Source organism: Actinomadura xylanilytica (assembly GCF_030283145.1).
GTDB lineage: Bacteria > Actinomycetota > Actinomycetes > Streptosporangiales > Streptosporangiaceae > Spirillospora > Spirillospora xylanilytica.
In genome coordinates this window covers 272,038-286,736 of record NZ_JASNWE010000002.1, presented here as the reverse complement: position 1 = coordinate 286,736, position 14,699 = coordinate 272,038, and the positions used below count along the sequence as shown (strand labels likewise).

Below are 14,699 nucleotides of genomic sequence, written 5' to 3'. Positions count from 1 at the left end.
CCGACCCACCGACCCTGCGATCAAGACAGTGTGGTCATCGGACGGATACGCAAGGTGCCTCCGGCGGCGGCGCCCCAGACGGCGGCCCCGACCGGCCCCAGACCGAGCCGGAGGGTGAGCGGGCCATCACGCCGGGCGGGATCCAGCGGATCCGAGCGTGTCGCGAGGTTGAAGATGGCGACGATCCACGGACGGTCGAATTCGAACGCGCAAGCCGCTTGTGACTCTTTTGGAGGGGGCCATGGGGATGCCGCCACCACCGAGCGGCGCCCGGGGGTACGAGGGGACCGGCCACGAGGCTCCGCCGACCATGGCGGGCACGACACCGCAGGCATACCGGCAGGAGGAGGCGCCCAGCGGAGGTTTCGTCGCGCAGGCGGTCATACCCGCGGATCGGGGCCCCTCGCCGCAGAGCACGCTCGGGTTGGCCACCTACAGCGGCCAAGGCCCCGACCTCTGGCTCTCCTCCTGCCATGGTGGGGCCGGCACGTCCACGCTGGCGGCTTTCGTCGCCAACAGCGCGAGCGCGGGACGCTACTGGCCGGCGCCCCTACCGCCCGGACGGTCCCGGGTACTGCTGGTCGCGCGTAGCCACGCGGCCGGGTTGCAGGCCGCCCAGGCCGCCGTGGGCCAGTGGGCCGCGGGCGTGCTCCCGAGCGTGCAGCTGCTCGGCCTGGTGGTGATCGCCGACGCTCCCGGGAAACGTCCGAAACCGCTGTCCGACCTCGTGCGTCTGATCGCCGGCGGGGTCCCCCGGCTATGGGAGCTCCCGTGGGTGGAGGCCTTCCGCCTCGGTGATCCTCCGGACAGGGCGAAGCCTCCTCCTGCCTACTCCCGTCTGATCCGCGACGTGGACGGCATGATCGCAGGGTGAGGGAGGGGGCTCCGCCACCGCCGCGTTGAGGCTCTCAGCAGGCACTTCGCCGTCCCCGCGCTCCCAGCGGTGGCCGCCCCGTGACCAGCCCGCCCGGCGCCAGATTTTCGCACCGGATTTTTGTGCCTGCCGGTGGTTGCCGATCGCGCCGGCTCGCGGACCGTCCTGAACATAGAGCGGAACTGTGCTCGGGAGGTGTTCGTCTCGTCGGATCGGTTCTGACCGGCGCGACCCCTTCTGAGAGGGGGTCATCAATCATGCACGTGGCGGACGTAGCCCGATCACATTGGCACTGCGCTCCGATTCTTGCCATGCCAACGGGAAGTCGGCGCCTTTTCGGCCCTCCACATCGTCCACGGCGGGAACGCCGGACGGTACCGGCCGGCGCCCGACCCCGCCGGACGAGCATGAGTGCCTCTCATCGCGTGCACCATGACACTGGCCGCCGCGCCTCGGTGACCCTCGGGACAGGCCAGGTCGCCGCTCTCCTCAGCACGTCCGGTCAGGATCTCGATCGCATCAACCCGGAGGACGCACATGCTTGATGTGATGACCACGCGGATGGTCAACCTGGTTTACCAAGTGGCATACCTCGCTTCGAGAGCGGCCCCCGGCATCCCGAACCCCGGTCAGGGCGAAGCACCACCGTTCGCCAATTCGTTCTTGATTTTGCTCAAGTGGGGGGTATGGGGTGCGCTCTTCTGCGGGGTGGGAGGGTTCGTCATCATCGGCGCCAGAATGACGATCAAGCACCAGAAGGGCGAAGGGGGGAATCACGTGCAGAGCATGGTCCTCGTCGGATTCGGCTGCATCACCGCCGTGAGTGGGTACTTCTTCGTCTCGGCCGTCATCGGGTCGGGCTGATGAGACCGCGGCGCGCCCCCGCGGAAAGCGGAAAGCGCCGCCGGCGTCGAGTGCCGCCGCTTCGGCGAGAATCCCCCTGGCTCGTCGCACTCCTTGCGCTGGGCGCCGCATTGGTCATCTTCGGCCTGCTGCCTGCTTCCGCCCCGGAGGCGCTCGGCCAGGTCCCGGGTATCTCAGACCCGTCGGAACGATCCCAGTCGGCAGGTGGGACTCTCACCGACCCGGTACAGCTCTCGATCGGCGCCCTTCCGGCCGCCCAGGCGCCGGGCCAGGTGGCGACCGTCGCTCTCGTGGCGCTGCCAGAGCCCCACTGGGGCGCGGCGGAGTGGATCAGGACCATCGACGCAGATCCTGGTGGCTACCTCAAGTGGGATCGCGCAAGCGGTCGCATACAAATCTGTGACAAAGAAGAGGACGATCATCTCGTGCGCGGAAGGGTATTCCTCGACGGAAGTCCACTGACGCTGCGCATTCTGCGTACGAAAAAAATGAATAAGCTCTTGAGCGTCGCCGATTCTGGAGGCCATTGTCGCGAGGCTGCTATCCCCAATTACAAGGTGCCCAAGAAGGGGAAGCCGCTGTACAAGTTCCAGGTATGTCTGTCCCGCAGCGACAAGGATCTGGACGCGTACTGCAACACCAGCGATAGCAAAGAATGGCCCGTGGTAGAGCGAAAGACCGGCGACTGCTGGAAAGACGGTATGTCCGACAAGGAGAAGATCACCTGTGTCGGGGGAGTGTACGAGTACTGCCACCAATGGCAGCACATCAGCGGGATGTTCCCGCCGCAGTGCGAAAAAGACGCCACTAAGCTCATGAAGGAAACGAAACTCCGGCCTGCCGTCGGAAGGCCCCCCGACATCAACGCCAGGCCCGACCTGGCGCTCCCGCGTGGCCACCCGGCTGACATCGGCAAGGCCACCCGACCGGTGGCGATAATGCTGCGCTGGTTGGTCTGGACCGTCCTGGGCGGATGTGTGGCGGGCTTCGTCGTGGTGGGCGGCAGAATGACGATCAAGCACAAGAGAGGCGAGGCCGGCGCGAATTTCACCGAACTGGGCTGGGTGATGATCGCATCCGTCAGCGCAGCCTCCGGGGTGGCGATCGCCTTTGTCTCTCTCCTGGTCGACCCGTTCTGAGATTGGGAGTCCACGTGCCTGAACCAAGCAATTCCGCGATCCTTGTGTGCCGCCCGGGTGCTGCCTGGTGAAAGAAGCCCTCAATGATACATGGTCCTGGCTCGTCGAGAAGCTGGGGGAATGGGCACTGGGATCCTTCGATCTGTTCCTGACCTGGTGGATCAGCGGTGGTGGTAGCGCTTACAATGTGCAACTGACCGGGGAAAAAGGGCCGGGCGGTGTCCTTTATGATCTCCGTCTGTACACTAACTGGCTGATTGCTGCGTTTGCGTTCGCCGGGCTTCTCGTTGCGGCCTTCCGTATCGCCATCCAGCGCAAGGGTGCACCCTTCAGGGAAGCGCTCCAGCAGTTCTTTGAGCTGGCGGTGATCATGCTCACCCTGGCTACTCTGGTCAATCTGGCGAATATCGCCGGAGATCAGTACTCCCAATTGATCATCAACCACATGAAGCCGAAGGGCGATGCCTGGAAGGACAACTGGAACAGCGGGTTCCAACTGCTCGGCGGTGATAAGAATGGCCAGTCGTTCATCCTCGCCTTCTTCGCCCTCGGTGCGGCGATCTCATCGTGCATCCAGTTTGTCTTGATGCTCTTCCGGAGCGGAGCCCTGATAGTTCTGGTGGGGATCCTCCCAGCGGTGGCGGCATCGAGGTTCACCAAGTACGGAGATGCTGCTTACAGAAGTTGCATCGGCATGGTGATCTCGTTGATCATCGTCAAACCGGTCATTGCGACGATTTACGCCTCAGCCCTGGGCCTGATGACGTCCAAGTATGAGGCCGACCGTCTTTTCGGTCTGGCCCTCGTCGCCGGCTCGGTATTCGCCCTGCCCGCGGTCCTGCGCACCGTGATGCCTGCGGCCACGGAGGGCTACAGTTCCTTCGGCGTCCGCCAGGTCGGTCATTTCGCGTACGGCGGCACCTCTCAGGCCATGAGGAAGCGGCTCCGCTCGTTCGTGCCCGGCGGCGGTGGATCGACTCCTAACTCAAACAACGGTCCGAGTGGAAGCGACGACGGAAACAGCGGCGGCGGAAACAACGGCGGCGGAGGCGGCGGCGGCGGCGGAGGCGGCGGCGGAGGCGGAGGAGGCGGCGGCGGCGGCGGCGGAGGCGGCGGCGGAGGCGGAGGCGGAACGCCTACTGGGCCGACCGGGGGCTCGGGCGGCGGTGGATCGACTTCTGCGCCGACCGCTCCTCAGGCCCCCAACGCAGGTTCGAACCCGGGTGGTCGTGGCGGTTCGCGCAGTGCTGGAAGCTCGGGCGGTTCCTCGGGTGGTCCGTCCGGCGCCTCTCCTACCTCCAGTGATCCTGGTGGCGATCCACCCCCTGCCGGAGATACGGGGTCGTCGCGGGTTGCTCCCTACACCCCCCCGCCTGCGCCGTACATTCCTCCTTACAATCCCCCTCCCCCCGATTTCTCCGGTATCGGAGGCCCGAGTGGCACCAGGTAGTCCGGCACTTCGTAGCCAAGGAATGAGCTGATCTGGCGTGGCATCCGACTATCGCGAACCGACGTATGGGAACTGGCGCAAGCCGGTCTCTCCGGGGATCGGCCGGCTGGGCCTGGCCGGCACCCTGATCCTCATGGTGGGGCTGATCATCATCACCCTGGTCGCGATGGCGTCGGTGAAGGCCAGCCTGGTCGCCGTCGTCGTCCTGGCGGTGGTCATGCTGCCGCTGGTCATCCAGGACCAGCACGGGCGGACCGCGCTCCAGTCGCTCACGGCCCGGTTCAACTGGTGGTCGGGCCGTTCCCAGGGTTGGCATCTCTACCGTTCGGGACCGCTGAGCGTCATCCCGCACGGCTCGTGCCGGCTTCCGGGGCTGCTCGCCCAGTCCCGGCTGGTGGAGGGCCACGACTCCTACGGGCGCCCGTTCGCCCTGATCATCGTCCCGGCCGCGAAGCACTACACCGTGGTGTTCGAGTGCAACGCCGAGGGGGCGGCGCTGGTCGACCAGAGCCAGGTCGACACGTGGGTCTCCCACTGGGGGCAGTGGCTGGCGTCGCTGAGCTACGAGCCGGGCCTGGTCGCTGCGGGCGTGACCATCGAGACCGCCCCTGACAGCGGAACACGCCTCCGGGAGGAGATCCACGGCAACATCGATCCCCATGCTCCGGAGTTGGCCCGGGCGGCCCTGGAGGAGATCGTCTGGAACTACCCGGTGGGCAGCGCCCGGGTCGCCACCCGTATCGCGGTCACCTACGCGGCCCTGCCGCAGATCGGGGGCAGGCGCCGAGACCAGGAGGCCATGGTCCGGGAGATCGGGATGCGCATCCCCGGGTTGATCTCCGGGCTCGCGATGACCGGCGCCGGATCCGCTCGTCCGATGACCGCGGATCAACTCGCCCGCGCCGTGCGGATCGCCTACGACCCGGACGCGCAGTCGAGCATGGAGGCCGCCGGGGACACGAAGATGCGTTGGGAGGACGTCGGGCCGGTCGCGTCGCAGGAATCATGGGATCACTACGTCCACGACAGTGGCCATTCGATCACCTGGGGCATGTCGGAGGCGCCTCGCGGCGAGGTGCTGTCCAACGTGATGAGCGGGCTGGTGGCGCCGCATCACGACATCGCGCGCAAGCGCGTCACCTTCCTCTACCGGCCGCATGATCCGGCCTCCGCCAGCCGGATCGTGGAACGGGACCGCAGGGACTCGCGCTTCCGTCTCGACGGTAGCGCCAGCGCCGCCCGGAACGAGATCGACGTCATCAAGAGCGACCAGTCGGCCCTCGAAGAGGCCAGAGGGGCGGGGGTGACCCGGTTCACCATTCTCGTCACCGCCACCGTCCCTTCGGCGGCGGACCTGCCGATCGCGGCGGCGGCCGTCGACACGCTCTCGGCTCCCGCGCGTCTGCGGTTGCGGCGGATGTACGGTGCGCAGGCGTCGGCGTTCGCGGCGGGCCTGCCACTGGGCATCGTCCTTCCCAGCCATATTCAGGTCCCTTCGCTGGTGAGGGAATCACTGTGAACGACTCTCTGGGATCGATCCTCGGCGGCACGGCCGGAGAGCCGCCCGCCGCAGAGGACGGCCGGAAGGGCAAGAAGGGCAAGGACAAGAAGAAGACCGGCAAGCCCGAGCTCAAACCTGGATCCAGGGGATTCAGCCGCCGGGGCGGGGGCCGGGCCTCCCACGTCGAGGCGCCTCCGGAGTGGCGCGGGACCACGGTCCAGGTGTGCGGGCTGTGGCCGTTCGGAGCCGGGTCGGGAACTCCGATGGTCGGTGTGCCACTCGGCCGGGAGCTGACCACCGGCGCCGCGCTGTGCTGTGATCCGATCTCGTGGTTCCAGCGCGCCAACCTGATCCACAATCCGTCCGCCCTGGTGCTGGGCAAGCCGGGGCTGGGCAAGTCGACCCTGATCCGCCGGATGGTGGTGGGACTGGTCGGGCAAGGGGTGTTCCCCATGGTGCTCGGCGATCTCAAGCCCGACTACGTCGATCTGGTCCGGGCCATGGGCGGGCAGATCATCAAGCTCGGCCGCGGGTTGGGCACGTTGAACGTGCTCGACCCCGGTTCGACGTCCGCCGCGGCGGCCAGACTCCCGGAGGAGGCGCGGCGGAAGTTGATCGCCGATGCCCACGGCCGTCGGCTGAACATGGTCGCCGCGCTGCTCACGCTTCTGCGCGGGGGACCCATCGTGGACACCGAGCGCACCGTCCTCAACGCGGCCCTGCGGGTGCTGGACGAGCGTCACCCCGGCGTGCCCATCCTGCCCGATCTCATCAAGGTGATCGCCGAGGGGCCGGAACGGCTCCGCGCCGTGACCCTGGCGCGCGGCGACGAGGCGCGGTACCGGGCGGCCGTCGACCCCTTGCACGCCTCGCTGCTCGGGGTACTGGACGGGCCGATGGGCGAGACGTTCGCGGGTCACACCACCACCGGGATCGAGTTGGGCAACCCGGGAGGTGTCTGCATCGACATCAGCGGGATCGACGACTCCGACGCCGAACTCCAGGCCGCTGTCCTGCTGGCGTGCTGGTCGGACGGATTCGGCTCGATCGAGGTCGCGCACGCGCTGGCCGACGAGGGCTTGGAACCCCAGCGGCACTTCTTCGTCGTCCTGGACGAGTTGTGGCGGGTGCTACGGTCCGGGCGCGGCCTGGTGGACCGGGTCGACGCGCTCACCCGCCTCAACCGGCAGCGCGGCATCGGCCAGGTGATGATCACGCACACCATGGCCGACCTGCTGTCGCTGACGGACGAGGCCGACCGGCTCAAGGCCAAGGGCTTCGCCGAACGCGCGGGCATGGTGATCTGCGGCGGGTTGCCGCGGGCCGAGATGCCCATGGTGAACGAAGTGGTGCGCCTGTCGTCCATCGAGGAGCGCATGATCATCGACTGGTCGACGCCGTCCTCCTGGAATCCCGACCTGAAGGAGGACAGCGAACCTCCGGGACGCGGCAGGTTCCTGGTCAAGGTCGGCGGCCGTCCCGGCATTCCGTTCAAGGTGGAGCTGACCACCGTCGAGAGGAACGTCAACGACACCAACAAGCGCTGGACCAACTCGACCACGAGGCGCCCCGCCGGAAGCTGGTGACCAGCCTGGTCGTGATGCCGTCCGCCATGGCCCGCCCTGAGTCCCGAACGGGCCCCGACGGTGACGGCCGCGGACCGACACCGGTCCCGACGGTGATCCCTCCCCGCGTGATCGAAAGTGAATGTTGCGGCCGGCCGCGATGCCCGGACGGTAGCTGATACGAGGAGTCAACCTGGGAAAGGGAAGGCGATGAACCGAGACCGGCAACGGGAGTCGCCTTCCGGGACCTTGGCCGCCGCGATCGAGAAAGCGTGTTTGGATACCCGTCTCTGTCCAGCGCATCGAGATCGAATTGCGGCGTTGAATCTTCGGCCGACTTCATGACATGGAGGTATCCACCGAAATGAGCCTGGTCACCGGCGGCCGATCGGGGAAGGAACTCGACGGGCCGAAGGAGGACCCCTATGGGTTCCTGGAGCGGTTGGCAGCGGAGTTGAACTCTCGACAGCTATTGCGGGCCCGAATGGAACGCACGACGGAAGGCGCATGGGTTCGGGTGGTCAACCCGAAGACCGGACTGTTCAGCGAGCGGGTGAAGTGCTACCCGGATCCTCTGTCCGGCAATGTGCCCTGCTTCTGGTGGGAGTGGGGCGCGAAGATCGGTCAGGTGGACGATGTGCGCGGTGCCGCCGCAGTGATCGCTCGCGTACTGGACCCGGAGCCGGAGGTGAGCCCGTGAGCTGGTACGGACCAGAGCCTTTCGTTGAGAAGGAGCCGGGCCGGAACTTGGATCATTCAGCCCGGAGGGATGCGTGCGGGCCCAAGCCCCGGACAGTAGTCATTGAGGCTGCCGCCAGCAGTCTCTTGTAAGGATCTCCCTGCTCCCTTGGCTGCCAATGGCGTCAGTTGAGGGAGCAGGTGCCCGTACCGGCCAGACCACCCACGTCAGACACGCTCTCGAATTGAAGAGGTGTTCAGATCGCACCCGCTACCGGTTCGACCAGCTTGGCCAGGGCCTTTTGCTGGATCTGCCGCACGCCCTCGCGGGAGAGGCCGAGTTGCTCGCCGATGACGCGGAGCGACTGCCCCGGCTCGCCGTTCAGGCCGAACCGGCGGGTGAGCACGTGGAGTTCGCGGGCATCGAGACTGGGCAACCCCTGGTTGACGAGGGCGCGGAGCTGCGACCGCAACTCTACCTTTTCCTCCAGGTTCTGGGCCGGATCGACCAGCCGCTCCTCAAGGGAGATCATCTCGTCGCCCTTGCCGCTGACCGAGGCATGGAGGCTGTCCAACCGGGGGGCGTCCAGGACGCGGCGGACCTGCGCCTCGGCGACGCCGGCCCGCCTGGCGATCTCGGCGTGGGCAGGCGGGGCGCCCTCGTCGGCCTCCTCCAGTAGCGATCGCTCCGCGGCGAGGATGGCCGGGCGCTTCTCGAAGTCGCCAAGGTTGAGATTGGGATGCTCGGCGTCCCGGACGGCCCGCAGTACCTCACGCTGGATCGGCTTGAACGCCCAGCTCGCGAACAGGCCCTGCGCCGGGTCATAGGAGTAGATCGCCCACAGCAGCCCCACCTTGCCGGCGCTCTCGTAGTCCTCACTGTGTTCGGAGGACCGGGAGGTGAACGCGGCGACGTAACGGCGCACCAGACCGAAGTTCGCCGTCATTATCTCGTAGGTGAGGTCGTCGAGTTGGCGCTCGGCTTCGCGCAACGCGGCTTCCCGGACCGCGGCGGCTTCGCCGGTGCCGGACCTGTCGCGCAGGTCGGTGATCTTCAACTGGAGTGGCCTCCGGCGGGCGAACAGCTCCTCGTTGCGTGTCCGGAACCGGTCAGAAGCCCGGTAGCCCTCGCTGGCCGGCTGCATGGTTTCCATCGTCACTCCCTCATCTCCTGATCTACGCAGCCATCGGACGAAACGATCTCGGAGAAGGAGGTGGCCTCAAAAGGGTTGTTGACATGCTCGTTGAGGGCCGGGCACGCCGGAACGGCACCGGCGACCCTGGCACTACGGGGCGGCTGAGAGAGAGAACCACCAGGTGGAGACGGTTGTCGGCGACCGGCGGCCGTCATACGGGTGTGCGATGGGCCGCGTCACTGTTGATCCCATGTTGATCCCGACTGGAATCCGCGTTGAAGTGTCGGAAAGGCTCCCGCTGGGGCCCTGAAGCACGCGGTCGTCGAAGGAGAAGCGTCGGTGTCGACCTGACGGTGATGCCGTGCTCGCGGACGGCCGTCAGGCCGCCGTGGTCCGGCCGCTCCTCGCGATCGGCGACGGAACCAGGTCACGGAGCACGATTCCCCCGGCGCAGCGAACAGCTCCTTGTCGCTTCAGGTGTAGTTGAAAGTGCAACTTGCCGAGCTCGCGGCAGCCTGTGAGAGCCGAACCGGTCGTACGCTTCGGCTGGCATTTAAATTGGCGGCGCGGTCCCCGTGTTCTCGCAATATTGAGGCGCTTTCGCCAAGTCCGCGACATCATGTCATTTCACCATCGCGGTGCGTGTCGTCCGTGTACGAACAGGCTGCTCTCTTGGCCGATGACCTGGGCGGATGGCCGCGGTGATCTCGAACATCAAGAATGTCGGCACTTCGTGTATGTGTGGTGACCGTGTTGTCCCTGACTCCGCGACTCCGCGACTCCGCTTTTCCGCTGGCAGTATCGTCGGCGCTGCGGGGCAAGTGTCATCAGAGCGAGTCGACAGAGGAGCGGATTCCGTACACGCTCCGGCGGGTAGTGGATCGAAGTCGGTGCAATTGCCGAGTTTGTCCAGACCATCGATATCACGCCAAGGTGCGTCCCTCTGCTCGAGCGTGGCGCCGCCCTCGGGAAGTGGCGTACCTTGCCCAAGGCCCGCTGTCCACCCAGCCCCTTAACCACTATCGTGCAGGCCACGATTAACATGAGTCAGCTCAGTGTTCAGGGAGCACGGTCCCTATTCCTGCCGCCGCACCGGCAGGTACGGAGCTGCCGGGGCCGGAAGCCCGAGGAGGGGAAGTTGGAAGTCGCCGAGGATCCAGATGACCGTGCCGCCTTCCTTTGTGGGGCTCGGGCCCGTCGTGCACTGATAGGCATCGACCGGCGTGCGGCGATGGGCCGGCCTGTCGCCGGCCACCCCGCCATCCCGGCCCATCGGCCCGTCCCGACGGGATGCCGGGGAATTGTCGGCTGATGCATCCCCTACTCGTACACACCCGGGTGGAGGTCCCTCCCCGCGGCGTCCAGGATCTGACCGTCGATGACGGCCTCGTCGCCGGCCGGGACTCCCTCGTCGCGGCGGGTCAGGCCCTCACCTGGCGGTCGCGGTTCACCAGCGGATCTCGCACCGCGATACCGCTGTCGGCCACGTGCGCCGTTGTCGTCGCGCGCGAGGAGCCGGCACGGGAGGACTGGCACGACAGACTCATCCGCGGGCTTGCCCACCGTCTGGCGGGTGAGCTCACCATCGCCACCTTCTGTGCCGGGGGGCGGGACGTGTCCGCACCGGAGGAGGCCGCCGAGGACGCGGAGCTGCTCGCCTCCGCCATCGACGGGCTCGGGCGGCTGCTGGCCGATCTGGAGGACACGCAAACGCCCGAAGAGACCGCGGACCGGATCGTGGCCGACGCCGTCGGCACCCACCTGGCCCTTGTCGGAGCGGTCGCGGACCAACAGGTCACCGTGCGGCACGGGGCCGAGTTCACCGTGCACAGCGTGCGCTCCGTCTCAGCGGACATGACCCGGTCCGATCTCGAGGAGGCACGGTCTCGGATCGGGCTGCCCTGGCCGGCCCAGGCGGGCACGAGCGTCGGTGAGGAGCTCGGGCTGGCCCGCTGGTGCATCGCGATGCAGCTGCGCGGTCACCAGATGTGGTGCCGGCTGGAGGGCGACGACGCCCTCGTCACCGACTTATGGCTTCGTCATCTCTGACATGCCGCGGGACGAGGTATCCGTACCCGATCTGGGTGACGATCAGGCCGGCGCCGAGCTTGCGGCGCAGCCGGGAGATGTGCTCGGCGAGCGTCCGGGTGACGCCTCGGCTGGTGCCCCAGACGTCCAGCATCAGCTCCTCCTTGGAGACCGCCCGCCCGCGGTTGGCGGCGAGGAACGCCAGGATGGAGTACTCCAGGGGGGCCAGCCGCACCACCTCCCCGTCCTTACGAACCTGCCGAGCCGCGAAATCGATCACGATGGGGGGGATCTCCAGCAGGTTGTCGTCCGCCGGGTCGTCGCGCTGGGCGGTGCCCATCCCGTAGCAGCGCCGCAGGACGGCCTCGATCCTGGCGAGCAGCACCTCCGGGTTGAACGGCTTGGCGATGTAGTCGTCTCCGCCGAGCCGCAGCCCGAGCGTCTGGTCATGCACTTCGGTGCGCACCGTCAGCAGGATCACCGGGGTGTCGTTCCCCTCCTGGCGCATCTCGAGGACCAGTGACAGGCCGTTGACGTCCGGCAGGTTGACGTCCAGCAGTGTGATGTCGACGTTGCCGCGCCGGAGGGCCTGACGGGCGAGTTCTCCAGTGGGGACCGCCTCGACCCGGTGGTGATGCCTACGCAGGAGGGTGGAGACCACCTTCAGCAGGCGGGGATCGTCGTCCACAACCAGTATCCGCGCCATACTTCATGCTATCCAGGTAGAAGGGGCGGTCAGGGGCAGTCAGGGGCAGAATAGGGAGGAAACAGCCAACGAATGCTGCTTTATGTACAGTCTCGTCCCCCGGCACCGTCGCGGCGCCTTCGTGCGGAGACATAAGTGGATCCGTGGCCCCGTTTCGGTGCGAGCACTCCGTAACCACGCTGATACCCTCACTCGCGACCATCTTGGAAGTCCGGACGGAGGCAACGGGTGCGGGTGCTCATCATTGAGAACTCCGGGGTCGCGCAGTTGCTCCGCACTATTCTGAAACGCGACGGTCACGAACCGGTTCTCGCCGGGAACGGCCATGAAGGCTGGCGCCTGCTCGTGGACCCGGCCCGCCCGCCGGACCTGCTGATCCTCGACCGCATGCTTCCCGACATGGACGGCGCCGAAGTCCTGGCCCGGCTTCGCCGGCACGCCCACACGGCCGAACTCCCGGTTCTCGTCCTGACCGCGGCCGCTCGCTCCTCACTGCATCTGGATGACGGTGTGCTGACCCGTGTCCTCGCCAAGCCCTTCGAACTCGTGGAACTACGCCGGGTGCTCGTCGAACTGGCATCAGGGTGACGCGCGCCTCCACGACGGCGCCCGCCTCACTCTGAAGAATCGGTCCGCGGCTCGTCGCCCTGGTCATGCCCGGTCGACGCGAGGGGAAGCCAGAGTTCGACCTTGAGCCCGCCCGACGGTGCGGTGCCCAGTTCGATCCGCCCGCGCATCGAGGTCATGAGAAAGTTGGCGATGTGCAGGCCGACCCCTGAGCCCGGAAGATCCTGCGTGGCGGCCGACCGGTAGTAGGGCATGAGTGCGGAACGGAGTTCCGCGGCGGGGATGCCCGGTCCTTCGTCGCAGATCGTGAGCACGCCGTGCCCCGACTCCTCCCGCGCCTCCACGGTGATCTTGCCCTCGGGGGCGTACTTCTCCGCGTTACCGAGGACGAGTACCAGGCACTGCCGCAGCCGGACGGGATCGCCGCGCACGACGACCTGCGACGGCGCACTGATCACCGTGCGCGCCGCCACGGAGGGCACGCTCTGCAGGGTCCGGCGCAGCAGTTTCGACATCTCGATGTCCCCCTCCACCGCGACAGGCCATGCGGAGGGGTCTCCGTCGATGACGAACACCAAGTCGGCGATGATGTGCTGCATCATCTCCACCGAGTCGAGGATCGCGCCGATCGACTCGGCGTCGTCCTGGTTCGTGACGGCCGTCTCGAGTAGCTGCGCATGCCCGCGGATCGTGGTGAGCGGGCCGTGCAACTCATGATGCACGGAGACCAGTAGCAGGTGCCGCATGTGGTCCAGTTGCCGCCTCGCCGACTTGTCCACGAACACGGCCGTGAGCAGCTCGCCCGACTCGGGGCCGGAAGCGGCCGAGCACGAGACCTCCACCCACAGAAGACGCCCGTCCCGGGTGGTCAGCCTTGGCGTTCCCGTCAGTCCATGGGCGAGTTCGATCGGGCGGCCGTCCTCGTAGGCCAGGGTGAAGAGGTCCTTGGTCTGACGGCCGATCGCCTCGTCCGCGGGGATGTTCGTCAGTGCGGCCATCGCGGAGTTCCACACCACGACGGACGTGCCGAGCACGAGGGTCGCGACATCCGAGTGATCGATGGCCGCGCTGAGCCGTGCCCGTTCGGCTTCGAGTTCGTGGGCCGCCCAGGCGTTGGCCCAGTAGGCGCCTAGCGCCCGGGCCGCCCCCCTGATCGCTCCGTCCAAGACACCGGAAAGGACCCGGAAGCTCAAATACAGGCCAGTGCTCCGCGTCCATCCCATCAGCAGGTAGCCAGCGACGTGGTCCCGCGGGGCTTCCAGCGGGAAATGCACGCCGACGCGCCATCCGGCAGGCAGAACGTCCTTGTTCACAAGGCACGGATGTGGGTGCGGCGCCTGCTGTTCGAACAAGGTCAGCTGTTCCGGCCGCTGACGGTATCGGGTCATGCCCTCGGCGGAGGCTTTGATCCATATCTCGCCTGCCGGAAGGGACGTGTGCAGCCAGAGCACACCGGATCTCGTGATCTTACGCAGATCCTCTGCAAATGGGGCTAGGTCCGCCGGCTCCGCATGCCCTTGGGGCATGACGTAAGGCAGTTGCAGCAGCCGCTCGGCCGTACTGGTTGCCGTCTCTCGGGTCCTCAGGACACGGGTCTCAGAATAGAATATTGCGGCTGGAATCAGGGCCAGGAACGCCCACACGACCTCCTCGGTCCGGACGGCCATGAGGACGAGAAGCGCGAATCCGACGGCGCAGGCCGCTTCCACCAGGTTTTCCGCGATCAGTGGAGCGTGCACGGACCGGCCCATGATCGCGACGATCAGCAGTGCGGCCACCACGAGAAGGACCACCTGCGTCGCACTCGGTGCCCGTCCGGGCAACCCGGCGGGCTGGACCGTCACAAGACCCGTGATGAACAGGGTGAGCAGGGTCGTGGCCGCGTCCAGCACGATTCTCCACCGCCTCGCGGGCAGCAGCACGGCCTCGCCGAACAGGACGGCCGCGGCGCCCACCGGCGCCAGGAGCCAGGACTGGACGAGGCAGTAACCCAGGGGCGCCATGAAGACCACCAGGGAGGTGACCACCGAGGGCGGCCGGGAGAACCAGACCGCGGTTCGGCCGGAGGTGAGTCGGGAGAGTCTCATCATGCCCTCATACGGAAAAACGCATCCTGCGGCCGGTTCGGCGCTTCCATTTCCTCAACACCGGAAAGGAGGCGGTCATCAGGTTCACAGACGACCCGTCGTCG

Annotated in this window: 12 protein-coding genes; 9 read left to right on the top strand and 3 right to left on the bottom strand. The window is 67.1% G+C overall.

Annotated elements, in window-relative coordinates; translation table 11 throughout:
- The first annotated feature begins 241 nt into the window (after positions 1–241).
- From QP090_RS12435 to QP090_RS12405, 7 genes are all read left to right on the top strand, one after another.
- The gene (locus QP090_RS12435; protein WP_285938913.1) at positions 242–874 is read left to right on the top strand and encodes a DUF6668 family protein; all 633 of its coding nucleotides are present in this window, start codon (positions 242–244) and stop codon (positions 872–874) included.
- A 537-nt stretch (positions 875–1,411) separates the two neighbouring features.
- Entirely contained in the window at positions 1,412–1,738 is a 327-nt protein-coding gene (locus QP090_RS12430) for a hypothetical protein (protein ID WP_285938912.1), read from the top strand.
- The gene (locus QP090_RS12425) at positions 1,738–2,877 is read left to right on the top strand and encodes a hypothetical protein (RefSeq protein ID WP_285938911.1); all 1,140 of its coding nucleotides are present in this window, start codon (positions 1,738–1,740) and stop codon (positions 2,875–2,877) included. The genes QP090_RS12430 and QP090_RS12425 overlap by 1 nt, the downstream gene beginning before the upstream one ends.
- Positions 2,878–2,944: 67 nt before the next feature.
- Positions 2,945–4,327 (top strand): hypothetical protein, encoded by a 1,383-nt coding sequence (locus tag QP090_RS12420; protein WP_285938910.1) that lies wholly within the window; start codon positions 2,945–2,947, stop codon positions 4,325–4,327.
- Between the two features lie 37 nt (positions 4,328–4,364).
- On the top strand, positions 4,365–5,846 hold the full coding sequence (locus tag QP090_RS12415; RefSeq protein WP_285938909.1) for an SCO6880 family protein: 1,482 nt from the start codon (positions 4,365–4,367) through the stop codon (positions 5,844–5,846).
- On the top strand, positions 5,843–7,414 hold the full coding sequence (locus tag QP090_RS12410) for an ATP/GTP-binding protein (RefSeq protein ID WP_285938908.1): 1,572 nt from the start codon (positions 5,843–5,845) through the stop codon (positions 7,412–7,414). The genes QP090_RS12415 and QP090_RS12410 overlap by 4 nt, the downstream gene beginning before the upstream one ends.
- 325 nt (positions 7,415–7,739) lie before the next feature.
- The gene (locus QP090_RS12405; RefSeq protein WP_285938907.1) at positions 7,740–8,093 is read left to right on the top strand and encodes a hypothetical protein; all 354 of its coding nucleotides are present in this window, start codon (positions 7,740–7,742) and stop codon (positions 8,091–8,093) included.
- A 235-nt stretch (positions 8,094–8,328) separates the two neighbouring features.
- Here the strand turns inward: QP090_RS12405 and QP090_RS12400 are convergent, their stop codons facing one another.
- A complete protein-coding gene (locus tag QP090_RS12400) occupies positions 8,329–9,225 on the bottom strand; it encodes a sigma-70 family RNA polymerase sigma factor (RefSeq protein ID WP_285938906.1) in 897 nt (298 codons plus the stop codon).
- Between the two features lie 1,293 nt (positions 9,226–10,518).
- Between QP090_RS12400 and QP090_RS12395 the strand changes: the two genes are divergently transcribed.
- Positions 10,519–11,256 (top strand): hypothetical protein, encoded by a 738-nt coding sequence (locus tag QP090_RS12395; RefSeq protein WP_285938905.1) that lies wholly within the window; start codon positions 10,519–10,521, stop codon positions 11,254–11,256.
- Here QP090_RS12395 and QP090_RS12390 read toward each other — a convergent pair.
- A complete protein-coding gene (locus QP090_RS12390) occupies positions 11,228–11,923 on the bottom strand; it encodes a response regulator transcription factor (protein ID WP_285938904.1) in 696 nt (231 codons plus the stop codon). The two genes, QP090_RS12395 and QP090_RS12390, sit on opposite strands and share 29 nt — an antisense overlap.
- A 246-nt stretch (positions 11,924–12,169) precedes the next feature.
- Here QP090_RS12390 and QP090_RS12385 point away from each other — a divergent pair, with 246 nt between their 5' ends.
- Positions 12,170–12,529, top strand: a complete 360-nt coding sequence (locus QP090_RS12385; protein ID WP_285938903.1) for a response regulator — start codon at positions 12,170–12,172, stop codon at positions 12,527–12,529.
- Positions 12,530–12,555: 26 nt separating this feature from the next.
- On the opposite strand, the gene QP090_RS12380 is transcribed toward QP090_RS12385, so the two are convergent.
- Positions 12,556–14,598, bottom strand: a complete 2,043-nt coding sequence (locus tag QP090_RS12380) for a sensor histidine kinase (RefSeq protein WP_285938902.1) — start codon at positions 14,596–14,598, stop codon at positions 12,556–12,558.
- Positions 14,599–14,699: the final 101 nt, after the last annotated feature.

Coding starts and splice junctions, on each gene's coding strand:
- QP090_RS12435 (WP_285938913.1), top strand. CDS start 242: ATGGGGATGCCGCCACCACCGAGCGGCGCCCGGGGGTACGAGGGGACC.
- QP090_RS12430 (WP_285938912.1), top strand. CDS start 1,412: ATGCTTGATGTGATGACCACGCGGATGGTCAACCTGGTTTACCAAGTG.
- QP090_RS12425 (WP_285938911.1), top strand. CDS start 1,738: ATGAGACCGCGGCGCGCCCCCGCGGAAAGCGGAAAGCGCCGCCGGCGT.
- QP090_RS12405 (WP_285938907.1), top strand. CDS start 7,740: ATGGAGGTATCCACCGAAATGAGCCTGGTCACCGGCGGCCGATCGGGG.
- QP090_RS12400 (WP_285938906.1), bottom strand. CDS start 9,225: ATGGAAACCATGCAGCCGGCCAGCGAGGGCTACCGGGCTTCTGACCGG.
- QP090_RS12395 (WP_285938905.1), top strand. CDS start 10,519: ATGCATCCCCTACTCGTACACACCCGGGTGGAGGTCCCTCCCCGCGGC.
- QP090_RS12380 (WP_285938902.1), bottom strand. CDS start 14,598: ATGATGAGACTCTCCCGACTCACCTCCGGCCGAACCGCGGTCTGGTTC.